This is a genomic window from Ruminococcus bicirculans (ex Wegman et al. 2014) (genome assembly GCF_000723465.1).
Taxonomy (GTDB): Bacteria; Bacillota; Clostridia; order Oscillospirales; family Ruminococcaceae; genus Hominimerdicola; species Hominimerdicola aceti.
In genome coordinates this window covers 1,758,634-1,785,164 of the sequence record NZ_HF545616.1, presented here as the reverse complement: position 1 = coordinate 1,785,164, position 26,531 = coordinate 1,758,634, and the positions used below count along the sequence as shown (strand labels likewise).

General features: G+C 43.3%; 30 protein-coding genes and 1 pseudogene. 16 read left to right on the top strand and 15 right to left on the bottom strand.

Annotation, left to right across the window (positions count from 1 at the left end; translation table 11 throughout):
• Window positions 1-64: 64 nt before the first annotated feature.
• From RBI_RS08265 to RBI_RS08230, 8 genes are all read right to left on the bottom strand, one after another.
• Window positions 65-592, bottom strand: coding sequence for a type III toxin-antitoxin system ToxN/AbiQ family toxin (locus RBI_RS08265; protein WP_158455134.1), 528 nt, complete (start codon window positions 590-592; stop codon window positions 65-67).
• A 241-nt stretch (window positions 593-833) separates the two neighbouring features.
• On the bottom strand, window positions 834-1,577 hold the full coding sequence (locus RBI_RS08260) for a YebC/PmpR family DNA-binding transcriptional regulator (RefSeq protein WP_038672277.1): 744 nt from the start codon (window positions 1,575-1,577) through the stop codon (window positions 834-836).
• Between the two features lie 23 nt (window positions 1,578-1,600).
• Complete coding sequence (locus RBI_RS08255; RefSeq protein ID WP_038672275.1) at window positions 1,601-1,990, bottom strand: Mini-ribonuclease 3; 390 nt, start codon at window positions 1,988-1,990, stop codon at window positions 1,601-1,603.
• Between the two features lie 29 nt (window positions 1,991-2,019).
• Window positions 2,020-3,297: a GTPase ObgE gene (obgE, locus tag RBI_RS08250; protein WP_038672273.1), complete on the bottom strand. Its 1,278-nt coding sequence runs from the start codon at window positions 3,295-3,297 to the stop codon at window positions 2,020-2,022.
• A gap of 97 nt (window positions 3,298-3,394) precedes the next feature.
• Window positions 3,395-3,676 carry a 50S ribosomal protein L27 gene (gene rpmA, locus RBI_RS08245; RefSeq protein ID WP_022288733.1) on the bottom strand — a complete coding sequence of 94 codons (282 nt, stop codon included), beginning with the start codon at window positions 3,674-3,676 and terminating at the stop codon, window positions 3,395-3,397.
• A gap of 35 nt (window positions 3,677-3,711) precedes the next feature.
• A complete protein-coding gene (locus tag RBI_RS08240; protein ID WP_038672271.1) occupies window positions 3,712-4,032 on the bottom strand; it encodes a ribosomal-processing cysteine protease Prp in 321 nt (106 codons plus the stop codon).
• Window positions 4,032-4,343 (bottom strand): 50S ribosomal protein L21, encoded by a 312-nt coding sequence (rplU, locus tag RBI_RS08235; protein ID WP_022288731.1) that lies wholly within the window; start codon window positions 4,341-4,343, stop codon window positions 4,032-4,034. The genes RBI_RS08240 and rplU overlap by 1 nt, the downstream gene beginning before the upstream one ends.
• A gap of 152 nt (window positions 4,344-4,495) precedes the next feature.
• Window positions 4,496-5,893, bottom strand: a complete 1,398-nt coding sequence (locus RBI_RS08230; RefSeq protein WP_038672269.1) for an O-antigen ligase family protein — start codon at window positions 5,891-5,893, stop codon at window positions 4,496-4,498.
• A 231-nt stretch (window positions 5,894-6,124) separates the two neighbouring features.
• On the opposite strand from RBI_RS08230, the gene purB reads away from it, so the two are divergent.
• From purB to fic, 8 genes are all read left to right on the top strand, one after another.
• Complete coding sequence (gene purB, locus RBI_RS08225; RefSeq protein WP_038672266.1) at window positions 6,125-7,561, top strand: adenylosuccinate lyase; 1,437 nt, start codon at window positions 6,125-6,127, stop codon at window positions 7,559-7,561.
• A gap of 104 nt (window positions 7,562-7,665) precedes the next feature.
• Window positions 7,666-7,896 (top strand): hypothetical protein, encoded by a 231-nt coding sequence (locus RBI_RS08220; RefSeq protein ID WP_022288729.1) that lies wholly within the window; start codon window positions 7,666-7,668, stop codon window positions 7,894-7,896.
• Window positions 7,893-8,273 (top strand): DUF2085 domain-containing protein, encoded by a 381-nt coding sequence (locus RBI_RS08215; protein WP_038672264.1) that lies wholly within the window; start codon window positions 7,893-7,895, stop codon window positions 8,271-8,273. Before RBI_RS08220 ends, RBI_RS08215 begins: the two co-directional genes overlap by 4 nt.
• Window positions 8,270-8,788: a GNAT family N-acetyltransferase gene (locus RBI_RS08210; RefSeq protein ID WP_038672261.1), complete on the top strand. Its 519-nt coding sequence runs from the start codon at window positions 8,270-8,272 to the stop codon at window positions 8,786-8,788. The genes RBI_RS08215 and RBI_RS08210 overlap by 4 nt, the downstream gene beginning before the upstream one ends.
• A 5-nt stretch (window positions 8,789-8,793) precedes the next feature.
• Window positions 8,794-9,411, top strand: coding sequence for a hypothetical protein (locus RBI_RS08205; protein WP_022288726.1), 618 nt, complete (start codon window positions 8,794-8,796; stop codon window positions 9,409-9,411).
• Window positions 9,412-9,446: 35 nt separating this feature from the next.
• Window positions 9,447-10,550 (top strand): hypothetical protein, encoded by a 1,104-nt coding sequence (locus tag RBI_RS08200; protein WP_038672259.1) that lies wholly within the window; start codon window positions 9,447-9,449, stop codon window positions 10,548-10,550.
• 117 nt (window positions 10,551-10,667) lie between these two features.
• Window positions 10,668-11,933, top strand: coding sequence for an O-acetylhomoserine aminocarboxypropyltransferase/cysteine synthase family protein (locus RBI_RS08195; protein ID WP_038672257.1), 1,266 nt, complete (start codon window positions 10,668-10,670; stop codon window positions 11,931-11,933).
• A 24-nt stretch (window positions 11,934-11,957) separates the two neighbouring features.
• On the top strand, window positions 11,958-12,566 hold the full coding sequence (gene fic, locus RBI_RS08190) for a protein adenylyltransferase Fic (protein WP_022288723.1): 609 nt from the start codon (window positions 11,958-11,960) through the stop codon (window positions 12,564-12,566).
• A gap of 50 nt (window positions 12,567-12,616) precedes the next feature.
• On the opposite strand, the gene RBI_RS08185 is transcribed toward fic, so the two are convergent.
• Together RBI_RS08185 and RBI_RS08180 are read right to left on the bottom strand one after the other, a co-directional pair.
• Window positions 12,617-13,687, bottom strand: a complete 1,071-nt coding sequence (locus RBI_RS08185) for a HAMP domain-containing sensor histidine kinase (protein WP_051706673.1) — start codon at window positions 13,685-13,687, stop codon at window positions 12,617-12,619.
• Between the two features lie 4 nt (window positions 13,688-13,691).
• A complete protein-coding gene (locus RBI_RS08180) occupies window positions 13,692-14,369 on the bottom strand; it encodes a response regulator transcription factor (RefSeq protein WP_038672253.1) in 678 nt (225 codons plus the stop codon).
• A gap of 1,178 nt (window positions 14,370-15,547) precedes the next feature.
• Between RBI_RS08180 and RBI_RS08175 the strand changes: the two genes are divergently transcribed.
• From RBI_RS08175 to RBI_RS08165, 3 genes are all read left to right on the top strand, one after another.
• The gene (locus RBI_RS08175) at window positions 15,548-18,478 is read left to right on the top strand and encodes an ABC transporter ATP-binding protein/permease (protein WP_038672251.1); all 2,931 of its coding nucleotides are present in this window, start codon (window positions 15,548-15,550) and stop codon (window positions 18,476-18,478) included.
• A 401-nt stretch (window positions 18,479-18,879) separates the two neighbouring features.
• Window positions 18,880-19,554, top strand: coding sequence for a response regulator transcription factor (locus RBI_RS08170; protein ID WP_022286586.1), 675 nt, complete (start codon window positions 18,880-18,882; stop codon window positions 19,552-19,554).
• Complete coding sequence (locus tag RBI_RS08165; RefSeq protein WP_038672249.1) at window positions 19,538-21,082, top strand: sensor histidine kinase; 1,545 nt, start codon at window positions 19,538-19,540, stop codon at window positions 21,080-21,082. Before RBI_RS08170 ends, RBI_RS08165 begins: the two co-directional genes overlap by 17 nt.
• A gap of 272 nt (window positions 21,083-21,354) precedes the next feature.
• Here RBI_RS08165 and RBI_RS08160 read toward each other — a convergent pair whose 3' ends face one another.
• The 5 genes and pseudogenes from RBI_RS08160 to RBI_RS08145 all read right to left on the bottom strand — a co-directional run bounded on the left by RBI_RS08160 (window position 21,355) and on the right by RBI_RS08145 (window position 24,597).
• Window positions 21,355-22,974, bottom strand: coding sequence for a recombinase family protein (locus tag RBI_RS08160; RefSeq protein ID WP_051706671.1), 1,620 nt, complete (start codon window positions 22,972-22,974; stop codon window positions 21,355-21,357).
• 17 nt (window positions 22,975-22,991) lie between these two features.
• Window positions 22,992-23,330: a hypothetical protein gene (locus RBI_RS15290; RefSeq protein ID WP_051706669.1), complete on the bottom strand. Its 339-nt coding sequence runs from the start codon at window positions 23,328-23,330 to the stop codon at window positions 22,992-22,994.
• 69 nt (window positions 23,331-23,399) lie between these two features.
• Window positions 23,400-23,522, bottom strand: a pseudogene (locus tag RBI_RS15435) (NINE protein); the annotation flags it as partial.
• Window positions 23,523-23,550: 28 nt separating this feature from the next.
• Window positions 23,551-24,120 (bottom strand): ImmA/IrrE family metallo-endopeptidase, encoded by a 570-nt coding sequence (locus tag RBI_RS08150; RefSeq protein WP_038672247.1) that lies wholly within the window; start codon window positions 24,118-24,120, stop codon window positions 23,551-23,553.
• Window positions 24,121-24,171: 51 nt separating this feature from the next.
• Window positions 24,172-24,597 (bottom strand): helix-turn-helix domain-containing protein, encoded by a 426-nt coding sequence (locus RBI_RS08145; RefSeq protein WP_038672246.1) that lies wholly within the window; start codon window positions 24,595-24,597, stop codon window positions 24,172-24,174.
• Between the two features lie 229 nt (window positions 24,598-24,826).
• Between RBI_RS08145 and RBI_RS08140 the strand changes: the two genes are divergently transcribed.
• From RBI_RS08140 to RBI_RS08120, 5 genes are read left to right on the top strand one after another with little or no spacing between them, the layout of a single operon-like run.
• Window positions 24,827-25,030, top strand: coding sequence for a helix-turn-helix domain-containing protein (locus RBI_RS08140; RefSeq protein ID WP_038672244.1), 204 nt, complete (start codon window positions 24,827-24,829; stop codon window positions 25,028-25,030).
• Between the two features lie 31 nt (window positions 25,031-25,061).
• Window positions 25,062-25,298 carry a hypothetical protein gene (locus tag RBI_RS08135; protein WP_038672243.1) on the top strand — a complete coding sequence of 79 codons (237 nt, stop codon included), beginning with the start codon at window positions 25,062-25,064 and terminating at the stop codon, window positions 25,296-25,298.
• 39 nt (window positions 25,299-25,337) lie between these two features.
• Window positions 25,338-25,574, top strand: coding sequence for a hypothetical protein (locus RBI_RS08130; protein ID WP_038672241.1), 237 nt, complete (start codon window positions 25,338-25,340; stop codon window positions 25,572-25,574).
• Window positions 25,564-26,187: a hypothetical protein gene (locus RBI_RS08125; protein WP_038672239.1), complete on the top strand. Its 624-nt coding sequence runs from the start codon at window positions 25,564-25,566 to the stop codon at window positions 26,185-26,187. Before RBI_RS08130 ends, RBI_RS08125 begins: the two co-directional genes overlap by 11 nt.
• A gap of 6 nt (window positions 26,188-26,193) precedes the next feature.
• Complete coding sequence (locus RBI_RS08120; protein ID WP_038672237.1) at window positions 26,194-26,529, top strand: sporulation initiation factor Spo0A C-terminal domain-containing protein; 336 nt, start codon at window positions 26,194-26,196, stop codon at window positions 26,527-26,529.
• The last annotated feature ends 2 nt before the right edge of the window (window positions 26,530-26,531 follow it).

Sequence of the window (26,531 nt, the reverse complement as noted above, 5' to 3'; positions counted from 1 at the left end):
ATCGTCGTTTAAAGCTTAAAAGGGACTGCCGCCCCGCAAGCGTCAGTCCCCCATATCTGCATGATTATTTTATGAGCTTCTCCGTCCAATTATGCGCACCATTTTCCAATGTTTTGAAATCAAAACAACGCTTTGATATTACGTGTTCAGGCTTGTCATATTTGAGAGCATACAATGAGCGTGCATTATTTTCAAGAGGAAGCTCTTTGATATATTTCATTTCTCTTTTCAGAAGGTCAATGTATTTGCTTTTGGCAGTATCATTTTTGAAATCAACATACTCCTCGATTTTTCCGTATTCAAGGTTTGTCATTTCAGACACAGGCACAGGGAACATATAATTAAGATTTACAACAGCTATAAGCACGTCATTATGTATTATTTTCTGAAAATCTATATTTGCCTTTATTTTATTGTGTCTTGGCTTTGCAGAAGATACCTGCGTCACATATGCAAGGTCACCCACACGCATAAGCTCTCCAAAGAACGGCTTCAGCTTATCATTTCCGTAGTCTGTTCTTGGTATCCTCGACTCATAATTTTCTCTCAGATAGTCAAGGTAATCCTTGTTTATTATTTTCCACTTCTGCACGTTCATACATCTCCATACAAAAAATAAAGGGTCAAAACAAATTGACCCTTTAAATACCTATTAAAGCGATTTTAGACGGATTCGCAACCCCTATTAAAACAGTATTTTTAAAGGCTCTGTGACCTCTATTAAAGCGATTTTAGACGGATTCGCAACCCCTATTAAAAGAATAAATCTTTCTAATTCTATTATACCACATTATATGTAAATGTCAATAGTAAAGTGTCAGAAATTTTCCTGATTATTCTTCCTCTTCAACCGGCATATTCTCCCAGTTGTGGTAAACGTTCTGAACGTCGTCATCGTCCTCAAGATGCTCAAGAAGCAGACCCATCTTTTTGATAGCGTCCTCGTCTTCGATAGTTGTGTAGTTTGAAGGAACTTTCTCAGCCTCGGCAGAAAGTACCTTGTAACCCATTCCCTCAAGAGCTTCTCTTACAGAAGAAACCTGATTAGGGTCGCATGATATCTCGATAACATCGTCATCAACGTTGAAATCGTCAGCGCCTGCCTCAAAGCAGTCCTCCATTATCTTGTCCTCGTCAGCACCGTTGTTCTCCATAACAACAGTACCAACATCAGAGAACATGAAAGATACACAGCCTGATGTACCCATGTTTCCGCCGAACTTGTCGAAGAAGTGACGGATATCGCCTGCTGTTCTGTTCTTGTTGTCTGTAAGGCACTCAACGATAACAGCAACACCGCTTGGACCGTAGCCCTCGTATACCATTGACTCGTAGCTGTTCTTGTCGCCGTCGCCTGCTGCCTTTTTGATAATTCTATCGATATTATCGTTAGGCACGTTGTTTGACTTAGCCTTTGCGATAAGATCTCTCAGCTTTGCGTTACCTGCAGGATCAGCACCGCCCTGCTTAACTACAACAGCGATCTCTCTGCCTATCTTTGTAAATATCTTAGCTCTTGCAGCGTCTGTTGCACCCTTTTTTCTTTTAATGTTTTCCCACTTTGAATGACCTGACATTTGATTCACTCCTTGATGTAATATTATTCATTGATGCTGCCCACAGACCATGCTGCCTCGAACAGTTCACCTATACGTTCCTCACGCCCCGTGAGATATAAAAAACCGAAAAGACATTCCAAACCTGTCGCCATGCGGTATTCCCCCACAGTGGAATGTTTCGGAGCATTTATGCCCTTTGCATTTCTGCCCCTTTTGAAAATATCCATTTCCTGTTCGTTAAGCAGCTCCTCGTCAAGCCACTTGCGAACAGCCTTTGCCTGATATTCCGCACACACCCTCTCAACAGTGAGCTTGTGCAGCTTGTCCGCAGGCATATTAGCTTCAAGGATAAGCTTTTCTCTTACCCTTATCTCGTAAACGCCGTCCCCGATAAAAGCCAGTGCCAGAGGGGAGTATTGCATGGCGTCCATATCAGAAAGCTTTCCCGTGACGCTCCCTCCTATCTGAGATATTCAAACTCAAAGTCGAATATAGAAACAGTGTCGCCCTCTTCGATACCCATTTCTTCCAGCTTGTCGATTATGCCGCTGGTCCTGAGTACGTTCTGGAAATACTGGAGGGAAGAGTAGTCGTCCATATTAGCCGTCCTGAGTATGTCAAGAAGCCAATCTGCTTCCACGAAATAAACGCCGTCCTCCACAGTAACACGGAAGTCTTTCTTTGAGATGAGCTTATCGTCAATCTCCTCCTGCGTGAGCGGCTGAGCTTCAAACTGCTTAACAGGCGGCAGAACAGAAAGTCGCTCCCATACGCCATACATAAGCTCTTTTGTACCCTTTGTGGTAGCGGCAGAGATCTCATAGAACAGAAGTCCCTGATCCTCAACATAGTTTCTCAGTCTTTCCACCTGCTCAGGGGTAGCCATATCGCTCTTGTTTGCGGCAACTATCTGCGGAGCTTCCGCAAGCTCCATTGAGAAGTTTTCAAGCTCGTGATTTATCGCCTTGAAATCCTCGATAGGATCTCTGCCCTCGCTGCCTGAAACGTCGATAACGTGAACGATAAGTCTGCACCTCTCAACGTGTCTGAGAAATTCGTGACCAAGACCGACGCCCTCGCTCGCACCCTCGATAAGACCTGGGATATCTGCCATAACAAAAGATTTTCCCTCTTCTATCTTAACAACGCCAAGCACAGGCGTCAGGGTAGTGAAGTGATAGTTGGCTATCTTTGGCTTTGCCGCTGATACAACAGAGATAAGTGTGGATTTACCAACGTTCGGGAAGCCCACAAGTCCTACGTCTGCAATAAGCTTGAGTTCAAGCATTACCTCATATTCGTCACCACGGAAACCCGGCTTTGCAAACTTCGGTATCTGCCTTGTGGAAGTGGCAAAATGAGCGTTTCCACGCCCACCCTTGCCTCCGTGAGCGATAACAGCAGGCTCATCGGTAGAAAGGTCGGCAAGTATCCTGCCGCTCTTTATTTCTTTAACAACAGTGCCTCTAGGAACTTTCACCACAAGGTCTGGAGCATTCCTGCCTGAGCAGTTTTTGCCGCCGCCGTTCTGTCCCTTTTCGGCAACATATTTTCTCTTATATCTGAAATCTATAAGGTTTGAGATATTGTCGTCAACAACGAAAACAATATCTCCGCCCTTACCGCCGTCACCGCCGTCCGGACCGCCTGCCGCAACGTATTTCTCACGGTGGAATGAAACTGCACCGTCGCCGCCGTCACCGGCTTTTATATAGATCTTCGCCTGATCGACAAACATGATCAAACCTCCTTATAAATGATATTATGCGTAAATTAAGTTGTCATTAACCAACAAAAGACCCCAAGCCTAAGGCTCAGGGTCATATGTTACAAAATTAAGCCTTGGGATAAACCGAAACCTTCTTGCGGTCTCTACCGAGTCTTTCAAATCTTACAACACCATCGCTTGTTGCGAACAGAGTATCGTCAGAACCCTTCTTAACGTTCTCGCCTGGGTGAATGTGAGTACCTCTCTGACGAACGAGGATGTTACCAGCCAGTACGAACTGACCGTCAGCTCTCTTTACGCCAAGTCTCTTTGACTCAGAATCACGTCCGTTCTTTGTAGAACCCATTCCCTTTTTATGAGCGAAAAACTGCATTGAAATCTTAATCATCTAAATTACACCTCCATAAAATGTAATCCGTCCGATCAGTTATCTCTGACCGTGACTTTGATCCTGCCTGAAAATTCCTCAGCTAGAAAATATAAATGAGTGAGAAGCCCTAAAATTAGCTTGTCCCCCTCCTCTGAGCTGTCATTTTCAAGCCTTAATATTATTTCGTTTTCTTCCACTGCAACATCAGCCTTTATCTTAAAAGCCTCAGTGACAGTGTTAGCCGTCAACATTACAGCAGACGATACACTTGCACAGCATACGTCCTCGCCATAATCTGCGTAACCTGCGTGACCCGTTATACGAAATCCCACAAGCCTGTCATGCTCATTTCTGAAAAAATCAGCACAGATCATTATGCGTTGATAGCTTCGATCATAACCTTAGTGTAAGGCTGTCTGTGACCGATCTTGGTCTTTTCGCCCTTCTTTGGCTTGTAAGTGAATACAGTCACCTTCTTGGACTTGCCGTTCTTGATGACCTTAGCTGTTACGGAAGCGCCGTCAACATATGGAGCGCCAACCTTGATACCGTCGTCAGCGCCAACTACCATTACCTTATCGAAAGTAACAGCGTCCTCAGCGTTTACGTCCAGCTTTTCTACGAAAACCTCATCACCAGGCTTAACCTGATACTGCTTTCCGCCTGTTTCAATTACTGCGTACATTACGAATGCACCTACCTTTAAATAAACTCGCTACGCACGGTGGTCTGCAAATACAAACACTTATGACCGTGAATATGCGGCTTTAATATCATAACATATCCGCCCCCAAAAGTCAAGCACAGCTCTGTTTCTGCTTAAAAATTTACAGAAATTTAACTTTTGCTTTGCCTTTGCTTAAGCTTTTTTCTGTATCCAAATGGTCTCTGATGATTTTTTGTCATTACCATTCCAAGAACTACCCAGAAATAAGGCGCAGTGTTTACAACACTGCTATTGAAGCAAGCCTGTGAAGTGTAGGCAATGAACATTGTCAAAAAAATGCAGGTCACAACAGCGTTCGCACGATCTTTGTTTATGCTTTTGAGCGCGCTCTTCATTCCTGTGAAGAACGCATAAAACAGAAGCGCAAGGTAATTTACTAAGGCAAAAACGCCCTCGGTAACAAGTATGTGTATGTATTCATTGTGTCCTTTGCCCTGTGACCAAGGAAGCGTAGAAAAATCTGCCCTGTATTCAAATGCGTCACGATAATTGTCAAGTCCGATACCTGTCAGCCAGAAATCAGGCACAGATTCAAGCCCGATACGCCAAATATAGCCACGCCAACTGCCGAATGAATCAAATGCAGAAAGAGAACCCATATTCTCAAATTCGCCTATGGTAGTTTCAAGGTCGCCATTAAGTCTTCCAAAAAATTTAACAAGAATAAAGAATATCACGCCAAATGCCGCCAAAACAAGTCCGTAACGCTTCAAATGACATTTCAAATCCGATTTTGACTTCTCTTTTCTGTGCAGAAGAAATATAAGTATCACAGCAAATATCATAAAGCAAATGTTGCCTACCAACGATATTCTTGTGCCTGTTGATATGGAACAGTAAAAGCATAGGAGGTCTGCTACAAATAGTATAATGCACGTCTTTTTGCTCTTGGCAAATAAGAACAACATTGTGCAGCAAGCAGTGAAAACTGTGCTTATTCCCGCATAGAAGTTTGAGTTTTGGGTAAGTCCGTACACCCATTTGTTTTCTTCATGAGATTCTGCATCAAAGTACGCATAATATGGCCATGCTCCAACAGATTCTAACACGCTAGGTACTATATTTATAGTTGTCACAGTAACAAATGCAGCAAGGATATATTCTTTGTATTTAAGTTTTTTGACATTTGTTGCTGCAAACATCAAGGCGAAATATGCCATATAATGTATAAACCATTCGTCATAATAGAAACCGAAAAGAGTCTGATTTCTGTCATGCGAAAATGCGCTTGATATTACGGCAAACATAAACAATGTGAAAAGAAAGAAGTCAGACGGATAATACTTTTTTCGGTTTGTGATAAAATATGCCACTGCCATTATACTGCCCACCCAGCCTGCAAAGTCAACGATAACAGGCTGTGACACAAAATACTCGTTGTGAACTAGCGTTGCGATCTCACCTAAAGGTATCAGTACCAATGTGAGTATTATAAATAAAGTGAAGTTTTTTTCAGTGGCTATTATTTTTGAGTAGTGAATAGCCTTTTCTTTTATGTTTCTTTTCATATTATACCCTCTTTTACTCAAAGCGACACCACACGGCATTTATGCGGGCTGCCTTAACAAAATGTAGATATATTATATCACGTGTATTAACAAATGTCAAGAATTTCAATTGCAGAACCTTTGAAGCCTGATATGTAAACATTTCTCCTTAAACCTATTGTAAACTCGCAAAAAATATGCTATAATAAGTGTGTATACATTATATAATATTACGAAAGAGGTCGAAGAACAATGACAAATTCTTATGAAAGCCCGTTTTGTACCAGATATGCAAGCAAGGAAATGCAGTTTATTTTCTCTGCTGACAAGAAGTTTACTACTTGGAGAAAGCTGTGGGTAGCCCTTGCCCGTGCTGAAATGAAGCTCGGTCTTAATGTTACTCAGGAGCAGGTAGACGAGCTTGAAGCTAACATTGATAATATAGATTATGCCGCTGCCGCTGAGCGTGAAAAGCTTGTTCGTCATGACGTTATGTCACACGTTTATGCTTATGGCCTTGTTTGTCCAAAGGCAGCAGGTATCATTCACCTTGGCGCAACTTCATGCTATGTAGGCGATAACACAGACGTTATCATCATGAGAGATGCACTTAAGGTCGTAAAGAGAAAGCTTGTCAAGGTTATCGACCAGCTTGCAAAGTTTGCCGATAAGTATAAGGCTATGCCTTGCCTTGCTTATACTCACCTCCAGCCTGCACAGCTCACAACAGTGGGCAAAAGAGCTACTCTTTGGTGCAACGAGCTTCTTATGGATCTTGAAGATCTGGATTTCAGACTTGCTAACCTCAAGCTCCTCGGCTCAAAGGGAACTACAGGCACTCAGGCTTCATTTATGGAGCTTTTCCATGGTGATACTGATAAGGTAAAAGAGCTTGAAAAAATGATAGCCGAGGAAATGGGCTTTGACGCTGTTGTTCCTGTTTCAGGTCAGACCTATTCAAGAAAAATGGATTATCAGGTATGCTCAGTTCTCGCTGGTATCGCTCAGTCTGCTATGAAGTTCTCAAACGACATAAGAATTTTGCAGTCATTCAAGGAGATCGAAGAGCCGTTCGAGAAAAATCAGATAGGCTCTTCCGCTATGGCATATAAGAGAAATCCAATGAGAGATGAGAGAATAACATCACTTGCCAGATACGTTATCTGCGACGTTCTCAACCCTGCATTCACAACAGGTACACAGTGGTTTGAGAGAACTCTCGACGACTCTGCAAACAAAAGAATTTCCGTTGCCGAAGCTTTCCTTGGTGTTGACGCTATACTCAATATCATGCTCAATGTTACAGATCCTGACAACGGCTTGGTAGTATATGACAAGATCATCAGAAGAAGAGTTATGGCAGAGCTTCCTTTCATGGCTACCGAGAACATTATGATGGACGCTGTAGAAAAGGGCGGAAACAGACAGGAGCTCCACGAAAGAATAAGAGAATATTCAATGGTAGCAGGCGCAAGAGTTAAGAAAGAGGGACTTGATAATAACCTCTGCGAGCTTATCCTTAACGACCCTATGTTCATGATAACAAAGGAAGAAATGGATAAGATAATGAAGCCTGAAAACTTTATCGGCAGATGCCCACAGCAGGTGGACGAGTTTATCGAAAATTGCGTAAAGCCTGTTGTCGAAGCAAACGGCGTGTCTGACGATGTTGCAGAAATAAACGTATAATATCAAAGGATAAAATTTTTCAGCGGGCTGATAGGTCTTTTCAGATCGTCAAGCCCCTGAATTTTATCTGATAAACACCACACAAAAGAAAGGCGGAAAACACCATGGCAGATTTTTGTACAGGCAAACGCTGTCCAAAATGTGGCGGCAGGAACTGTCAGCTTATAAGCGAAACAGACTACAGAAGCGGCAAATATGGCTTTGGAAAAGGCTGCTGCGGCTATATACTGTTCGGACTGCCAGGGCTTATCTGCGGACTTTGCGGCATGGAAAGCAAGTCAAAAACACGTTCCTATTGGGTATGCCCCGATTGCGACTATAAGTTCAGGGCATGAGAACGAGAAAAGACCCATATGCGCTGTGGCTTTATCTTATGAAGCTTGGTGCGTCGGCAGGCTGTCACCAACGCCCCGACAGAAGCTTCTTTTTCCACGGCTGGCAGTTTCCTGTGTGCGCAAGATGTACGGGCGTGCTTGCAGGACAGCTTATAGGCTTTCCGCTAGCCGTAAAGAAAAATATATCCGCCCTGACAGCGGTTTTGTGCTGTGAAACTACAATGCTTGATTGGCTCTTGCAGTATACAGGGGTGAAAAAGTCCACTAATAAACGTCGGCTCATAACAGGTCTGCTTGGAGGATTTGGGCTTGCGGTTGCATATGTTGGTATCATCAGATTTGTGATAAAAAAGATAAAAAGGGGAGCGAAAACATGATAATCGAAACAGATAGACTTTATATGCGCAGGCTCACCGAGGGCGACTTTGACGCTCTTTGCAAAATTTTGCAGGACGAGAAGTGTATGTACGCCTACGAACACGCTTTTTCTGATGAAGAAGTGAGAGAGTGGCTTTGCAAACAGCTTGTGAGATACCGCATTTACGGCTTCGGGCTTTGGGCTGTGATACTCAAAGAAAGCGGCGAGCTTATCGGACAGTGCGGTATCACAATTCAGCATACCGACAGAGAAAGCGTTATGGAAGTGGGCTATCTTTTCAGACGTGACTGCTGGAACAAAGGCTATTGTACCGAAGCGGCTAAAGTCTGCAAAGACTTTGCCTTTGATAAACTTGGCGCAGACGAGGTGTATTCCATTATTCGTGACAGCAACACAGCTTCAAGGCGTGTTGCCGAGAAAAACGGCATGACAGTGAAATATACCTTTACAAAGCATTATTACGGCGTTGATATGCCGCATTTGGCATATTCGATAAAACGTGAGAAACGGTGATAAAAATGGAACTTGAACAATATAAAAGCAGTGCCTTTGAAATATTCGACAGACTTCTCAGAGCCATGAGAAGCCCCGAGGGCTATGTCCACCCGCAATCCCTTTTGTGCTGTATAGGTTCTCTTGCAGGCTATTCCTGTCAGCAGGACGTGAGAAAGCTTTTCATGACAGAGGGAGTTCAAGAGGAGGACGTTTTCACAGTGTTCACTGATAAGTCGGGCAGAAAGTATTTCTACGGCGATATCATTGACGAAAAGCTTGTGGGCAATAACTACTCAGTGTGGTCTTTTACCGCAGGAGTGCTTAAAAAATATAACGAGCCTTTTACGGACGTTGGGGAAATGCTCCGCTACACTGCGGCAAATGCAGGGGGCGCAAGCTTTGGCAAAATAAGAAACTGCACCACAGGTGAAACTGTCCAAAGCTATATAAAGCTTCTTTGGCAACCGCTTCTGCCTATAGCGCAGAAGTCAGCAGGCAGGGGAGAGCTTCACATAGTTTTCGGACTTTGCATACAAAAAGCCATGATGACCTGCAAAAGCGCAGTGTCACTTTCAGAGTGCGCAAGAATAATAATGGAAAGCGCTCTTACGGGGGCAAGGGTGGACTTCAAGGACTTGTAAGGTAAACAAAATAAAAAAATAGGGAGAAACTTAATATGAAAAATAGCAGAAAAACAGCCGTATTGCTGGCGGCATTGCTGTCAGTGTCACTTTGCGCCTGCGGACCTGTTGAGGAAGCCGCAGATAGCGTTTCAGAAACGAAAGATACTACTACTGCGGAAGCGGTGTCAGATGCGCCCAACGGTGTGGAGGAAAGTTCGCAGACGGATGACAGTTCGCAGGTGGAAATAATTCGTGACCCTGAGCTTGTTTGTGACCTTAGCGAAATACCATATACAGCCAAATGCACCGTAGAGGGCAATTTTGGTGCAGAGGCAATGCTTTCTGATTATTATGGTATAAACGCAATGATAAATTCTGACGAGCCGCTCCTTAGTATACCTGTCAAGTATACTGACGCTGATTTCGGGGGTGGGGTCATTCGTTTTGAGTTTAGCGACAAAATAAGCGACGAGCAGAAAGCCAGTGCAGTTATAATGCAGTTTGACGAGGATAGCACGTTCACGAAACTTGAAAGTTTCGTTGACAAAAATGGCATTTCTGCGAATATCACCACGGGTGGCGTTTACATGGTCATAGACAGCTATGTTTATGATATGTTTAACGGAGGGTCGGTGGATACAGACCGTTATGATATTGAAAACGGTTTGACCATAGAACTTTCGGATTTTTCTGCCGCTTTAGAGTTGCCTGAGATAGGTGGATTTTCTGCCGCAAAGTTGGAAAAGCATGAGATAACTACAGATGATTTTGACGGCACGAGAGATGTGAAGATTGTCTATGCAAATCTTATTGACGGCAAAGTGGACGAAAAATATGACGGGTTAAATCTGTCATTGTCTTATTATCAGCGGCTTGACAAGACCACAGTTGATGATATGCTAGATATGTATGCAAAGTCGGCTGATATCAGATCTGACGATAATGTTTGGCTTGATTACCGTGGAATTGACCTGGGCGGCGGCAAGCGTGGCTGTGTTATTGCGGCTCTGGGTGAGGATCAAAGTGTGAACGTTCAGGGTATATACGAGTTTTCTGACAGCGAATATATACAATATAATGTGGTGATACCACTAAAGTATGTTTCAATGGGAGAAGATATTTTCGATTCAGCTATGAGTTTTCGCTATGCAAAATAAACGCATTTGTAATGTTGAGGCGGTCTTAGGAGGCTGCTGCTTTAAACGCTTTTTGAAAAGCTTTTTATATTGGTAAAAATTTTGCGGTCATCACCGCTTTGAAAGGATTTGATTTGATTGAAGATCGAAACACAATGTTTACACGAGGGTTATACGCCTAAAAACGGAGAGCCGAGAGTAGTGCCTATCGTACAAAGTACAACCTATGTCTATGACTCCTCAAGAGAGATAGCCGAGGTCTTTGACGACCCTACCAAGAGCCTTATCTACTCACGCTTTGAAAACCCTACCACAGACGCAGTTGAAAAGAAGATAGCCGCTCTCGAGGGCGGTGCAGCCGCAATGTGTACATCAAGCGGACAGGCTGCCACACTTTGCTCTATCCTGAACATCTGTCAGGCAGGGGACAGCTTTATAGCTTCCACTTCTATCTATGGCGGCACCATAAACCTTTTCAGCATAACAATGAAAAGACTTGGCATAGAGTGTATCTATGTTGACCCCGATGCTACAGATGATGAGATACAGGCGGCATTCAAGGATAATACAAAGCTTGTTTTCGGTGAAACTATCGCAAACCCTGCGCTGACAGTTTTCGATATCGAGCGTTTTGCAAATATCGCCCATAAGAATGGCGTTCCTCTTATCGTTGATAACACTTTCGCTACTCCATACCTTTGCAGACCTATAGAGTGGGGCGCAGATATCGTTATCCATTCTACATCAAAGTATATGGACGGCCACGCTGTTCAGGTCGGCGGCGTTATCGTTGACAGCGGCAAGTTCGATTGGACGGGCGGAAAGTTCCCTTGCATGACCGAGCCTGACGAAAGCTATCATGGCACTATCTACACTGAGAAATATTCTTTTGCACCTTATATCGTAAAAGCAAGAATGCAGCTTATGAGAGATTTCGGCTGCTATCCTGCCGCAAATTCCTCGTTCCTGCTCAATCTGGGACTTGAAACTCTCCCTGTAAGAATGAAGCAGTATTGTGAGAATGCGCTCACAGTGGCAAAATTTCTCGAAAGCAATGACAAGGTAGAGTCCGTTGCATATCCTGGACTTGAAAGCGATAAGTACCATAAGCTTGCTGAAAAGTATCTCCCTCTTGGCACAGCAGGTGTTATCTCGTTCGTTATCAAGGGCGGAAGAGATACAGCGGCAAAGTTCATGGACAGCCTTAAGCTTGCTTCCAACGAAGTTCACGTTGCCGATATCCGTACTTGTATCCTCCACCCAGCCTCCGCAACACACAGACAGCTTTCAGACGAACAGCTCGTTGCCGCAGGCATAAACGGCGGAATGATAAGACTTTCCGTAGGTCTTGAAAATGTCGAGGATATCATAGACGATCTTAAGCAGGGCTTTGCGGCTATCTAAAATCCACCGAAAGGAGAACAGCTTATGGCTTTGGAAAACAAACTTGGTATAACCGACTCTGCGACCCTTGCCAGAACAGAAGAAAAGCTAAGCAAGGAAAAGGCTGTTAAGCTGGTTGAACATGGCATTTTGGATAAGCAGAAAGCAGGCAGTTTTCAAGCTCTTGCAGAGATACACAAATATCTTTTTGAGGATATCTATGATTTCGCAGGGAAAATAAGAACTGTGAATATTGCTAAAGGTGGGTTTCGATTTGCCCCTGTTATGTATCTTGAAAGCTCCCTTGAAAATATCGAAAAAATGCCACAAAGCGACTTTGACAGCATAGTTGAAAAGTATGTTGAAATGAATATCGCCCACCCATTCAGAGAGGGCAATGGCAGATCAATGCGCATATGGCTGGATATGATGTTCAGAAAAGAGCTTTCTGTGGCGGTAGATTGGAGCAGGATAGACAAGGAGGATTATCTCCTTGCCATGGAGCGAAGCCCCATTCGTGATATCGAAATAAAGCACCTGCTTAAAAATGCCCTCACAGCGGATACAAATGACCGAGAGCTGTTTATGAAGGGCATAGACCAAAGCTATTATTACGAGGGCTATAACAGCTACAGCATTGATGACCTGAGATAAAAAAATCAAGGACGGATATTTCCTGCGAAATACCCGTCCTTTTTATGTGCCTATCCATTCTCAGGGAGCGTAACAATAAAATTTGTACCCTTTCCGTATTGTGATTCTACACGGATATTGCCGTTGCACAGCTCCACGATACGCTTAACAAGGGGCAAACCAAGTCCGTTTCCCTCTGAAGCGTGCGCCCTGTCCCCTTGATAAAAACGCTCGAAAATGTGTGATATGGTCTGCTGATCCATGCCAATGCCACGGTCAGTTATCTCAGCCGTTATCACATCACCCTCTTTGAAAAGCTTTATTCTGATAGAGCTTCCCTCCGGGGAGAATTTTATGGCGTTGCCTATTATGTTCACCCACACCTGCGAAAGCATTTCCGCATTGGTGGTGTATTGTATCTCTTGCATATCAATGTCAAAGCTTATGTCCTTAGCCGTCCATTGCTTTTCCAGAAGAAGTATGCAGTTTCTTATCTGCTCGTCAAGGGAAAAGCTTGTCTTGTCAGTGATGATCTGCTGATTTTCAAGCTTTGAAAGCATAAGAATGTTCGATGAAAGATTGGTCAAACGCTTTGATTCGCTGATGATAATGTCAATGTATTCCTGCTTTTTCTCCTCCGAGAGATTTTCTTTTTTTAGCTGTTTCGCAAAGCCTTGGATAGAAACGATAGGCGTTTTGAACTCGTGGGAGAAGCTGTTGATAAAATTCTCCCTGAACATCTCGATGCCCCCAAGCTCCTGCGCCATTTTGTTGTAGCTTTCTATAAGCTCGTCTATCTCGCCGTTAAAACCTGTTACCTCTAACCTTTGAGAGAAATCTCCCTTTTCTACCCTGTGCATTGCCTTTTTTACCTCACGCACAGGTCTTACTATCTTGCTTGCTACAGCGGCAGAAATGCAAGTGCCGATTATTACAGATACCACAAGTCCCACAATAAGGAAAACAAAAGGCATTTGCAAAGGGGATAGAAAATGCAGGCATCTTTTTATGCCTATCATTATAAATCCCGTAAGAAGCCCTGCCCATATCATTATCATAAATACCGCCGAAACTATGCTGGCGTTCATGGTGTAATTTCGCCTGCGCTCTGAGCGAAGAGCAGAGATAAGATGTTTTTTCATGAGCCTATCCTTTCAGCTTGACCGCCTTGTAGCCAAGCCCTCTCACTGTCATTATCTCAAAATCGTGGTTATTCTTCAAATGCTCTCTTATGCGGTTTATGTGTACGTCCACAGTGCGCTCGTCAGTGTCTGAGGTCATATCCCAAAGCTCGTCCATAAGCTGACGGCGGGTGAATATCTTGTCGGGATAGGAAAGAAGCTTGTAAAGAAGCATGAACTCTTTCGGCGGAAGCTCCCTTATGCCCTCAGGGGTCTTGATAGTCAGTGCGTCATAGTCGAGAGTGGTGTCGCCCACAGTTATCTTGTGGTCGCTCACTATCTTTGAACGCCGCAAAAGTGCCTGAATACGCAGAAGCATTTCCTCCTCGTCCACAGGCTTCACCATATAATCGTCCGTACCTTTTATAAAGCCCTGCTTTTTGTCAAAAGCCGTTTCCTTAGCCGTCACCATTAATATAGGCGTCTGAAACCCAGCCTTGCGGATAGTTTCGCAAAGCTCCAAACCGTCCATACGAGGCATCATAACGTCCATTATAATAAGGTCAACGTGTTTTTCGTCCATTATTTCGAGAGCCTCTATACCGTCACGAGCCTCGATAGGTGTGTAGCCGTTGTCGCTAAGCACATCACAGGTCAGTTTGCGAGTGTTAGTGTCGTCCTCCACAACAAGTATGTGAAACATTTTTACCCCTCCGTTCACTTTGCATTTTTTTATTATATCACCGTTTTATTAACGTGATATTAACGATGTCAAGACACATTTAGTTCAAAATTCCATGTTGATCCTGCACAATTTCAGGGGTATTGCCTTGTGCAAACAAATGATTTATATTTTAATTTGGCAACATTTCTGCAATTGTTGCATTTTTTATGCAACAAAAGTGGTGCTTTTCGGGATAAGTATAGGGGTATTATCCCAAATTGAATATCCTGCAAGGTAGCAGTGTATGAGGAAACATTTTGTCAACGTGAGTTAGGTGAACACGATGAGAGGTTCTGATCGCACAGAAAAGCACTTCCTGCACCTTGTTTGAAGCTTGAAAACTGAATAAAAATCGTACAAAACCACAAAATTACGGCAACAAATCTGTAGGGGCGAACAGCGTTCGCCCGTCGAAGAAACAAGTCCACGATTACAACCATTGTAGGACAGAACAAAAAAACTATCCTATCACGCTTGTAGGGGCTTGGCGAAATTTCTGTTCGCAAGCTCACAGAAATGCGACAGCCCGCTCGAAGGAGCGAGGTTTGTATTTTTTCCACAAGCCATGCAGGGGGATAAAGGCTGTCGAGGGGTCGGGACGTCGGATTTCTGCAAAGCAGAAATTGTGCCGCTCCCCTACAATTCTGAAATTATAACAAATTCTGAACACAGGCGAACGCTGTTCGCCCCTACAGATATTCGGGATAGTTTATTTCTCCGCAAAATCGCTTCGCTCTTTGCGTATCTACATTGCGCTTAGGGCTAGAAAGGCGGTGCAGATTTTATACTCCGATATCACTTTTATCTGATATTTGACTTCTATATGCTTTTGATACTACAATCTGCACCTTGTCGGCTTGCGCCGAATGAGGCTCTGCCTCAAACTCCGACAGGGCTTTGCCCTGTACCCACAATGGATTTCACCCCTTGACCCTGACCAGGGACGTGTCCCTGGACCTTTTGCTCGCTTCGCTCGGTGCTTTATTTTACTTTATGTTTGTAATTTACTTTGGTCTGCTATGCTCATTCCTCACTCCTCACTCCTCACTTAAATCCCCCCTCCGACAATTTTTTTACCCAAAACTGTGTTATGTTTAAACTGAGTTTATAAAACCCTATTATAATATCTTTACAATAACAAAAATAGGAGAAAATATATGCTTAGTTTAAAGGACATAAAAAAAGATTATGTCGTTGGTGATTCCACCGTTTCTGCCCTTAAAGGCGTCAGCATTGATTTTCGTGAGAATGAGTTCGTTTCTATCCTCGGCCCGTCAGGCTGCGGTAAAACCACTCTTTTGAACATTATCGGTGGTCTTGACAGATATACCAGCGGTGACCTTAATATTAACGGCAAATCTACCAAGGATTTCAAGGATTGCGACTGGGATTCCTACAGAAACCATTCCATAGGCTTCGTGTTCCAGAGCTATAACCTTATACCGCACCAGACAGTGCTTTCAAACGTTGAGCTTGCTTTGACCCTCTCAGGTGTTTCAAAGTCAGAAAGACGTGAAAGAGCCGTCAAGGCTCTCGAGCAGGTGGGCCTTGGCGACCAGCTCCACAAAAAGCCTAATCAGATGTCAGGCGGTCAGATGCAGAGAGTTGCCATTGCAAGAGCGCTTGTGAATGAGCCTGACATTCTGCTTGCAGACGAGCCTACAGGTGCGCTTGATACTGAAACAAGCGTGCAGATAATGGAGCTTTTGAAGAGCATTTCAAAGGACAAGCTTATTATAATGGTAACGCACAATCCTGAGCTTGCAATGAAATATTCTTCAAGAATAATCAAACTTCTTGACGGAAAGGTCATAGATGATTCCGACCCTCTTGACAAGAATGTTGTGGAGCCTATCAAAAAGCCTGAAAAAGAGCCTACTAAGGCTGACAAAAAGGCGGCGAAGAAAGAGCGCAAAAAGCTTAAAACTTCCATGAGCTTCCTCACTGCGCTGTCTTTGAGCCGAAACAATCTTATGACAAAAAAGGCAAGAACGCTTCTTACCTCTTTTGCAGGCTCTATTGGTATAATCGGTATCGCACTTATTCTTTCTATCTCAAACGGCGTTCAGCTTTATATAGATCAGGTGCAGTCTGATACACTTTCAAGCTATCCGCTTCAGATAACAAAGACCACCGCAAGTATAGGCGAGATAATGAACACCATGGCGAAAAACCATGAGGATTCAGCAAACCACGATAAAGACAAGGTCTATTCTCAGAATGCCATGGGCGAGATGATAAACACTCTCATGGAAGAAACAAAGGTCAACAATCTGGAGAAGTTCAAGAAATATCTTGACGATAACAGTGACCTGAAAGACCTTACAAGCGACGTTCAGTACACATACGCCACTACACTTAACGTTTTTTCGGAGAGCGACAGCGGTGTAATGCAGGTCAATCCGTCAACGCTTCTTGAAGATATGGGATATATGTCCTCAACTCAGATGGAAGCAATGTCCATGAGTGGTTCAATGGGTGGCATGATGGGCATGGGTACTGACGTATGGAGCGAAATGATAGATAATGAGGAGCTTATCGACAAGCAGTATGACGTTATCGCAGGACGTTTGCCTGAAAAGTATAACGAAGTTGTGCTTGTAGTTGATAAGAACAACGAGATAAACGACTATGTGCTTTATTCTCTCGGACTTCTCGACCCAAGCTCACTTAACGGCATAGTAAGACGTGCCATGGCAGGAGAGGATATATCCGTTGACAGCGAACAGCACGTTTACACCTATGATGAGCTTCTTGACCTGAAATTCAAGGTCGTTCCTACTCCTTATCTCTATAAGAAAAAAGACGGTGTGTGGGAAGATATGACAGGCGATGAGAGCTACATGAAAAAGGCTGTTGCAAACGGCACAGAAATAAGTGTAGTCGGTATCCTGCGACCTGACGAGGACGCTTCTTCTGCTTCCATAAGCGGTGCGATAGGCTATCGTCATGACCTTATGACATATCTTATCGACGAAGTAGATAACAGCGAGATAGTAAAAGAGCAGATAGCAAATCCTGACATAGATGTTTTCACAGGACTTAAGTTCAAAACGGACGAGAATGTGGCAGATACAGACAGCAGTTCAGAAACCGTTTCCGACAGCACAGCTGATACAGAAAGCAAGGCTGACAAAACAGCAGACAGCTCCGACACAGATAAGAAGGCTGGTTTGGTGGCAGGCGGCGACAGCTCTATGGAGATACCTGAGGGAATGACTGAGGAGCAGTATAAGGCTCTTATGGAGCAGAGCGGTGCTTCCGATACAGGCGAGCTTGCAGATATGGGCATGAATGCCATGGGTTCAATGGATATGTCAGCAATTCAGGGCGGTGATATGTCATCGCTTACCGAAACTCAGAAGAAGTATATAGCTTCACTTTCTGACGAGCAAATGGAGCTTATGAAGCAAATGCTCAAGGAACAGTCCGACACAAATGCGGATCAGCTTGCAAACAGCGGAAAATATTCCACTTCAAACTATGACAACAACATGAAAACTCTTGGCTATTCAGTTGTTGAAGACCCTGACAGCATAAATATCTATCCTGTGGACTTTGCTTCAAAGGAAAAGATAATAGATATTATCGACGATTACAACGACAGTGTCGGCGAAGAGGACAAGATAGAATACACCGATTATGTTGGTCTTATGATGAGTTCTATCACCTCTATCATAAACGCTATCGGCTACGTTCTTATTGCATTTGTTGCAATTTCACTTGTGGTATCATCTATCATGATAGGCATTATAACCTACATCTCAGTTTTGGAAAGAACAAAGGAGATAGGTATTCTGAGAAGTATAGGTGCTTCAAAGAGGGATATATCAAGAGTGTTCAATGCCGAAACAGTTATCGTGGGATTTGTGGCAGGTGCATTGGGAATAATTATCTCCTATCTGCTCACAATACCGATAAACATGATAATCGCACATCTTACAGACGTGCCGATAAGAGCTTCAATACCTGTCAGTGCGGCAGTTATACTCATTGCGATAAGCGTTTGCCTGACGCTTATCGCAGGTCTGTTCCCGTCAAGAGTGGCGGCAAAGAAAGACCCTGTTATCGCACTGAGAACAGAATAGTTTATTTTAGATCTCAAGGAGGTAATCACTATGAAAAAGCTTACAGCAGAAAAAATTGACAACATCATGGGTGCAATGAGTTGTATCGTAACAGGTTTTTGTCTTATGGCTCTCATTATGATGGGACATTGCTGATTTTCTGACATTCCCATAACAAATTCCTATATAAACTACTGCCCGTCATACCATTTTGGTTGGCGGGCAGTAGTTTTCTTGTGAATTGGTGTGGTATGGCTTAGAATATTCTATAAACCGTCACAAATTTTACACAATAATAGGTTATTATATAAGCAAAGAATATGAATTAAGGTATCAACACACAAGGATTGTATGCAAGCAGGTTGCGTGCATTGCCGACAGGCGTTCCTTGTGCGGTGCTGCCTGAATAGGAGGGAATAACTATGGCAAAAATTCTTGTAGTCGATGACGAAATTAAAATAAGAGAGATAATCAAAGAGTATGCCGAGTTTGAGGGATATGAAGTAGCTCAGGCTGAGGACGGTATGCAGGCTGTGGAAATGGTGAAAAATCAGGATTTCGATATCATCATAATGGACGTTATGATGCCGAAGCTTGACGGCTATTCAGCTTGCAAGGAGATAAGAAAAATAAAGCAGATACCTGTTATAATGCTTTCCGCAAGGGGCGAGGAGTATGACAAGCTTTTCGGCTTTGAGATAGGTGTTGACGATTATGTAGTAAAACCGTTCTCGCCAAAGGAGCTTATGGCAAGGATAAGGGCGGTGCTTAACCGTGCGTCAGCTTCTCAGCGTACTGAGGACGTTATAAGATACGAGGGATTAGAGATAAACTTTACAGCCCGTGAGGTAAAGATAGACGGGGAGAAGGTTTCCATGACTCCGAAAGAGTATGACCTGCTTTTCTATCTGGTGAAGAACATGAACATTGCGCTTTCAAGAGAGAAGCTTCTTGAAGAGGTATGGGGCTTTGATTTTTACGGTGACGACAGAACTGTGGACACTCACATAAAAATGCTGAGAAACAGCCTTGGAAAATACCGCAATCTTATTGTTACTCTGAGAGGAATGGGATATAAGTTTGAAAAGATCCAGTAAGCTTGCAGAAGTCAAGGAAAAAGTCAGCAATAAGACGGCGGAGATAAAGGCGAAAAGAAGTCTGCGGTCATATGTGTGGATGTATTTTATCTTCTTCACGGCTTTTATTCTTATTCTTATTTGGCTTTTTCAGTATTTTTTCTTGGAAAGATATTATCAGTCGGCGAAGATAAGAGATATTACAGACGCTGCAAATCAGATAATCCAAGCATATGGCACTGACGAGCAGGAGGTAACGAACCGCTCGCTGGCTTTTGACAACAGCCTTTGCATTGTTATAACGGACGAAATGGGCAATCCTATTGTGATGGAAAACAACATGGGAGCATATTCGCATCTTAACAAGGTCATAAACAAGGGCTATGGCATCGGACTTTTCAAGATGATATCTAAGCTAAAGCAGTCGGACGATAACTACATCACGAAAATTGCTCAGAATGAGAATTTCAAGAGCAAGGAGATATTTTACTGCACATCTATCTACACTGATGATTCGGATAAGCAGGCGTATCTTTTTATTGAAAGCTCAATAGAGCCTATAGATTCCACTGTAAGCATTATAAGAGAACAGCTCATTTATATCACTATCATACTTTTTGAGCTTGCTTTTATTGTAACTATGTATATCTCAAAGCGACTTTCAAAGCCTATCGTTGACATTACGAACACGGCGAAGAAATTCGGTGAAGGGGATTATACGGTGGAGTTCAATGGTCATGGCTATTGTGAGATAGAGGAGCTTTCCACGGTGCTTAACAATGCCAAGGACGAGATACAAAAGGTATCGGAGCTTAGGAAAGACCTTATTGCGAACATATCTCACGACCTGAGAACACCGCTCACTATGGTAAAGGCTTATGCGGAAATGATAAGGGACTTGTCGGGGGATAATCCTGTAAAGAGACAGGAGCATATCCAAGTCATTATCGACGAAGCTGACAGGCTTTCAAGTCTGGTAAATAATCTGCTGGAGCTTTCAAAGCTGGAGTCGGGTAATGCGGAGCTTAAACTCACGGACTTCTCTATTGTTGACAAGCTCAATGACTGCATGACTCGATATCAGATACTCATAGAGCAAAATGGTTATGATATCAAGTATATTCCAGACGAGGACAGAGTGATAACGGCGGATATTGCAAAGCTGGATCAGGTCATTTACAACTTTATAAACAACGCTATAAACTACACAGGTGACAATAAGGTCATTCGTATCAAGCAGATAAACAAGGCTGATGCGGTTCGTATTGAAGTAACAGACAACGGAAAGGGCATTTCCAAGGAGCTTCTGCCGAAGATATTTGACAGATACTATCGTGACGCAAAGGTAAAGCGTGACGTGGTAGGCACAGGACTTGGACTTTCCATTTGTCAGGAGATACTCAAAGCCCACGGCTTTGCATACGGTGTTCAATCGGAGGAGGGCAAAGGCTCGACCTTCTGGTTTGAAGCAAAGATCGCAAAGCAGGAGAGCAAGACTGTTCAGAAAATGGAGAGCAGGCTTTCGCTCAGCGGGCTGGAGGAGAAATAGGGTAAAATTTAAGAGTGCATTATCTGAGGTGGTAATGTACTCTTTTTTTATTATGTCAGCGTCTGCCATGGTGAAATAACAAAGTTGGGTTTATAAATAATGATCCATGAGCGGCAATAAAAAACCGCCCTACATAAAGTAAAGCGGATCGGGTGCAGGGGCACGCCCCTGAATTTGTAAAAGTGACACACAAATTATCACCGCGGTGGCTTTGTGCGTTTACAAAAAGCCTTGACGGGAAATGTCCGCCAAGGCGAAACAATGGTTGGGTTTTAGATAAAATTGATGAGCGGCAATAAAAAAACCGCCTTACATAAAGTAAAGCGGAATTGGGTGCAGGGGCACGCCCCTGCTGGTGGAGCTAACGAGAGCTTAGACGAACACTCATCTAATGCCGCAAATGCCGCTTGTTCCACCACATCAACAGATATTTCATTTTGTGAACTAATATTATATGTGATTATTATTTTGTTGTCATATAATATAACCTTATTCACGAACATATCAATAATATTACGTTGATATTCTTTATTATTTATATCTCCACCGAAAAAACGTTCGAGAGAGAAAATAACCTGTTCTTTCTCAATTACGGGCGTTATTATTTTTTCCCTTTCTATTTCGCCCTCAATTATAGATTTCTGCTCCTCGAGCTCAAATAATCTGCTTTTCGTTGAGCTTGTTATAATTCCTGCCTCTATCGCTTTCATTATGTTGTTAATAGCGCTCTGAGTATCACGGAGCTGTTGCTCATAGTAGCGGAGCATTGACTTGTCCTCTTGCTCTTGTCTTTGTATCTCAACTACTCGATCAGCAATAAACTCTATTGTTTCCTTGTTGAGTATATCATCTCTTGTTATTCGTGTAACCTCAGTTTCAAGCCATTCTTTTTTTACATTCTTTTTAGTACACTTATTATGCTTGAAGATTTTATCGTGGCAAGCATAATAATAGAATTTGCGCCCTGTCTTACTCGTTCCACTCATTCCTCGCATAGTTCCTTTGCAATGCCCACAGAACACTTTACCGGTCAGAAGAAAATCAACATCACTATTGCTCCGCCTGCTTGCGGGAGTTTTTTTGCTCAGCGCACGTCTTTCTTGCACTCTATTAAATAGATCATCGTCTATTATGCGTGGCATTCCGCCGGGCGTTACAATATCGCCGTAGCGGTATTCGCCTATATATGCCCTGTTGCTCAGCACACGAGAAATGCCGTACTGCGTGAAGTCTTTACCTCTCTTTGTCTTTGCACCGCTTGCCACAATCTCACGCCATATGTCGGCAATCTTCATTCCCTCGTCGTACTTCTGAAATATTGTCTTGACTATCGTTGCCTCATTTGGCTCTATTTCAAAATACCCGTCTTTGTCTACAATGTAACCTAAGCTCTTTCCGGAGCCGTTGCTCTTGCAATGCAGAGCATTTTCTTTCATACCTCGTTTTATGTTCTGCGACAAATTGGCGGAGTAATATTCCGCCATACCCTCGAGTACGCTTTCAAGTATTATTCCCTCGGGGCTGTCGGGTATGTACTCTTTCGCTGATACGACCTTAACGCCTTGCAACTTTAGTAGGGCTTTATTTTGTGCCATTTCTGCACGATTACGTCCGAAACGGTCTATTTTCCATACTACAACAACGGAAAAACCGCCACGCCTGCTATCACGGAGCATTTTTTGAAACTCTGCTCGGTTATCGTTCGTGCCCGTGTGCTTGCTGTCCGAGTACACGTTTATAATTCGTATGCCGTTTCGTTTAGCATACTCTTTACACTCTCGAACTTGTCCCTCTATGCTCGCCTCCGTTTGGTTAGGACCTTCCGAATAGCGGGCATATATCACGCCGTCAATTATTTCCGAATTGCTGTCTTGCTTTGCGGCTCTTGCCATTTTGCCCGCCTCCTTAATTATGCCTTGTAGATAACGACGTGAAGATTACAACCGTAATTCTTGTCTCCGCCGCCTGTTATATCTGAAATTGTAACTTTCATTTTGTTGTTAGGATATTTATGTATCAAATCGCTTGCTAACTCTGCATTTACGTTTCCGAGCTGCTTTCCTTTGGTGTTAAATACGCCGATAGCCTCGGGATATTTTTTAGTAGGTGTTGGTCTAAAAATTATATCCTGCCCTGGAACACACCCGCTTATAATTTTCTGTCTGTCTGTTCCGTCGTCATTTTTAAACGTAACTCCTACAACCTTTGTGTGAAAGTCCGAAACAACATCGTAAAATTGCATATCCATACGAACACTTGCAGGCGCACTAGAAACAGAGCTACTCTTATATTCCTTGTAAGCACCCACAATGTCAACTATCCACCCTACACAAAAACAACCGCAAGTAAATAGCCACAAGATACCTAGTCCAATTTGTCCTTTGCGAAAGCGGGCATAACCCGTCCAGCCTAAGAAAATAGTAAGTACGAAGTTTACCATATAATCAACCCCTATGTAAAAAGCGGATTTACTCCGCTTTTTTTCTTTGTATATATGCCTCGAAGTTTGAATGTACCGCTCTTTCAAGCGGACTTGTCAGAAATTTATTTCTTGCATATAGTAGTGCCATTCGCTCGGCTCTTATTTGAGCAGCGGTGTTTGATATGTCGCATAATTCCGCTATCTCCGTCATAGTGCGGACATTCAGCGCCCACAGCACGCAAGCAGGAGCTAACAACCGAACGGCGAATGCGTCCGCCTGCTGCTCGATCGTGGGGCGTGTGGTGTCAAATGTTCTTGCGTGATACCCCTTGCGGAGCTCGTGTCCTAAAAAAATATGCCCGAGCTCGTGCGCAACGGTAAATCTGCAACGCTGACGAGTATTTTCATCATCATATATTATATACCATTGCTTGCCGTCAAGCACGCTTGCACCGCTTTCGTGTGGGGCAAGCTCGTGAACATCGCTATTTTTTATTACCTTTATCCCTGCCGCCCGAGCGATTAGCGACGGTTTAACGGGTAATTCTGACACGTTGTAATCAATTAGACAACGCCACGCAGCGTTGCGAGTATCTTTATAAATACCGTAAAGCAAACGACATCACCTCGTAAGGTATTATGCCCTACGAGGTATTTGTTTATGTAATTACAAATCGTCGTCGCTCTCGGGTGCGTCTTTCAACTTTTGCAGACGTTCAGCCGAAATATTTAAGATTTCGTCCTCGTGCCCGTCAGAGCTTTCGGCAGCTCGATATACCGTAATAGATTTATCGTTTGCAATGTCAAGCAGCTTGTCAATCGCTGGTTGCATTTCGGGCATTTGCCGATATGCTTTGATTAGCTTTTGCTCGTGCGGCGTAACTATAATTTGTTCGTCACAGCCTCCGAATAAGTAGTTTGCGTCACAGTCTAAAGCCTCCATTAGCTTAATTATGACTTTCTCAGGTGGAGAATTTGTGTTAACCTCGTAATTACTGATTGAGGTCTTTTTAACACCTACTCTATTAGCGAGCTCGTCTTGCGTTATTCCTAACTCTTTGCGGCGCTCCCGTATACGTTCGCCTATCAACATATCGCCTCCTTTCAACAATTTTATTATATCATATTAAGTCCAGTATTTCAAGACTTTTATAGAGAAAAATTGATAAATCGAGGAAATTTGTTGAAAACGTCCAAAATAACTAGATTAAATTCTACACTTTTGTCCACTTAAAATGGACAAAACAGCTTGACAATACAGTTTAAATGGATTATAATATAGCTAAAGACCAGTTATAATGGGCTTGAGAGGAGGAACTCATATGTTAACTATCATCGGAAAGAATGTAAAGCGCATTATAAATGAGCGAAACATCAAACAGAAAGACGCAGCCGCACTTTGCGGGTATTCGGCTAAAACATTCAGTAATATGCTTAACGGCTATCTTACTATAAGAGATACCGACATAGTAAAAATCAAGCGTGGGCTTGACGTCGAATACAACGAGCTCTTTTTAAGCGCCTAAAATGTTTCAACAAGCGAAAGGAGGTTTTAATGTGTACAAAACGTACAGAAACCTTGAAGCGGAACTGAGCCGCTACGGCATAGCAAGAAAAGACATAGCCGCCGTACTTGGGCTTAACGTCAATACGGTATCTGAAAAGCTGTCTAACCCCGACAGGTTAAAGCTTAAGGAAGCTCAGACGATACGCAGAACATTTTTCCCTAAGCTCACTATGGAATACTTATTCGACGACGGCGAGTTGAGCGGTAAGTATCAGCGAGAAGCTTAACACACGAACACATTAAATAATGAAACGGAGTGATTTCAAATGATTAAGCTGACAATCGAAATAAGCGAACACACAACAGACGAGTTGAAGCCGCATTATGATAGGTTTAATGCTATCGAAACAGCAGCAGGCAGAGAGCCGCACACCTTTGAGGAATATCTTGAAATGGTGCTTACGCTAGGGTGTCACGGTTTTATGATACGCAACGCCGACCGCCTTGAAAGTAGCTTGAAAGCGTATTACAAGCAGACAGGAGGCGATAAGATTGACGAATAGAAAGTTTAAGGACTATCAGAAAAACCGCCTTGCTTTCATAGCTATTTTGAGAAACTATGAACTGCTCTGCACAATCTTGCTTACTCTTAACAAAGAGTTTCCAAAGCAGTTCTATTCAAAGCGCTGCATTGAGTGGATTGATACATATGCCGAGAGCTGCAAGACGGCAAACGAGCAGGATCGTGACGGCGTACTTGATTTCAAGTTAGAACAGGGCGTTAAAAGGTGTTCTATTGACGTTGACAAGATCAACGCTTTTGTAGCTCGTCGCTGCTCAGATTTCAGCAAGGATAACAAAACCGTTCTCGCAGCCAATGTCAAGCTTGCCCTTATTCAGACTGCCGAGCAATTCGGCGTAGGTGCAAAGCGTATGCAGCGACTTCAAGAGGCGCTGCTTGCCGAACGCATAGCAAAGCCTGCTGAGGAAGTGAGCAAGCTCGGCATAAAGAACTACATAGAAGAAACAAACGTCGGACAAGTTGATTATCGTAAGTTCCAGTACAAGGAGAAAATGAAAGTTACCTTGCAGGAACAGAAAGAGGCAAGAGCAGGCTTAGAGGCGTTCAGACGGTGGACGCAGGAAAACGTCCCACAAAACATAGAAACGGAGTGATTTCAAATGAAGAAAATGACAGAAGCAGAGGTTTATAAGCTGCTCGTGCGCATTGGCGTTTCCGCAGGGTATACGGGAATTGACTACATCATCAGAGCCGTGTTTGCTATAAACGCAGGAAAGGTTGATAATCTCGGCGAAGTCTACGATATTATCGCCAAAGAAGATAACATAAAGAGCGGCGCTGTTGAGAGAAACATTCGCACCGCTATCAACCGAGCATACGAGCATAGACCCCGCATATTTTCGGAGCTTTTCAGCATTGACAGCAAGCCCACGAACAAGCTTTTTATATACGCCGTAGTCAACTATTTCCGCTATGGCAAAGTAGGCAAAGCATAGGA

Excerpts from the sequence above, each read along its gene's own strand:
- RBI_RS08120 (WP_038672237.1), top strand. The coding sequence starts at position 26,194 with ATGAAGAAAATGACAGAAGCAGAGGTTTATAAGCTGCTCGTGCGCATT.
- RBI_RS08210 (WP_038672261.1), top strand. The coding sequence starts at position 8,270 with ATGATAATCGAAACAGATAGACTTTATATGCGCAGGCTCACCGAGGGC.
- RBI_RS15290 (WP_051706669.1), bottom strand. The coding sequence starts at position 23,330 with ATGGATATGCAATTTTACGATGTTGTTTCGGACTTTCACACAAAGGTT.
- RBI_RS08130 (WP_038672241.1), top strand. The coding sequence starts at position 25,338 with ATGATTAAGCTGACAATCGAAATAAGCGAACACACAACAGACGAGTTG.
- RBI_RS08255 (WP_038672275.1), bottom strand. The coding sequence starts at position 1,990 with ATGGACGCCATGCAATACTCCCCTCTGGCACTGGCTTTTATCGGGGAC.
- RBI_RS08200 (WP_038672259.1), top strand. The coding sequence starts at position 9,447 with ATGAAAAATAGCAGAAAAACAGCCGTATTGCTGGCGGCATTGCTGTCA.
- fic (WP_022288723.1), top strand. The coding sequence starts at position 11,958 with ATGGCTTTGGAAAACAAACTTGGTATAACCGACTCTGCGACCCTTGCC.
- RBI_RS08260 (WP_038672277.1), bottom strand. The coding sequence starts at position 1,577 with ATGTCAGGTCATTCAAAGTGGGAAAACATTAAAAGAAAAAAGGGTGCA.
- RBI_RS08215 (WP_038672264.1), top strand. The coding sequence starts at position 7,893 with ATGAGAACGAGAAAAGACCCATATGCGCTGTGGCTTTATCTTATGAAG.
- RBI_RS08240 (WP_038672271.1), bottom strand. The coding sequence starts at position 4,032 with ATGATCTGTGCTGATTTTTTCAGAAATGAGCATGACAGGCTTGTGGGA.
- RBI_RS08160 (WP_051706671.1), bottom strand. The coding sequence starts at position 22,974 with ATGGCAAGAGCCGCAAAGCAAGACAGCAATTCGGAAATAATTGACGGC.
- RBI_RS08140 (WP_038672244.1), top strand. The coding sequence starts at position 24,827 with ATGTTAACTATCATCGGAAAGAATGTAAAGCGCATTATAAATGAGCGA.
- RBI_RS08170 (WP_022286586.1), top strand. The coding sequence starts at position 18,880 with ATGGCAAAAATTCTTGTAGTCGATGACGAAATTAAAATAAGAGAGATA.
- RBI_RS08175 (WP_038672251.1), top strand. The coding sequence starts at position 15,548 with ATGCTTAGTTTAAAGGACATAAAAAAAGATTATGTCGTTGGTGATTCC.
- RBI_RS08205 (WP_022288726.1), top strand. The coding sequence starts at position 8,794 with ATGGAACTTGAACAATATAAAAGCAGTGCCTTTGAAATATTCGACAGA.
- obgE (WP_038672273.1), bottom strand. The coding sequence starts at position 3,297 with ATGTTTGTCGATCAGGCGAAGATCTATATAAAAGCCGGTGACGGCGGC.
- RBI_RS08180 (WP_038672253.1), bottom strand. The coding sequence starts at position 14,369 with ATGTTTCACATACTTGTTGTGGAGGACGACACTAACACTCGCAAACTG.
- RBI_RS08230 (WP_038672269.1), bottom strand. The coding sequence starts at position 5,893 with ATGAAAAGAAACATAAAAGAAAAGGCTATTCACTACTCAAAAATAATA.
- rplU (WP_022288731.1), bottom strand. The coding sequence starts at position 4,343 with ATGTACGCAGTAATTGAAACAGGCGGAAAGCAGTATCAGGTTAAGCCT.
- RBI_RS08145 (WP_038672246.1), bottom strand. The coding sequence starts at position 24,597 with ATGTTGATAGGCGAACGTATACGGGAGCGCCGCAAAGAGTTAGGAATA.
- rpmA (WP_022288733.1), bottom strand. The coding sequence starts at position 3,676 with ATGATTAAGATTTCAATGCAGTTTTTCGCTCATAAAAAGGGAATGGGT.
- RBI_RS08220 (WP_022288729.1), top strand. The coding sequence starts at position 7,666 with ATGGCAGATTTTTGTACAGGCAAACGCTGTCCAAAATGTGGCGGCAGG.
- RBI_RS08185 (WP_051706673.1), bottom strand. The coding sequence starts at position 13,687 with ATGAAAAAACATCTTATCTCTGCTCTTCGCTCAGAGCGCAGGCGAAAT.
- purB (WP_038672266.1), top strand. The coding sequence starts at position 6,125 with ATGACAAATTCTTATGAAAGCCCGTTTTGTACCAGATATGCAAGCAAG.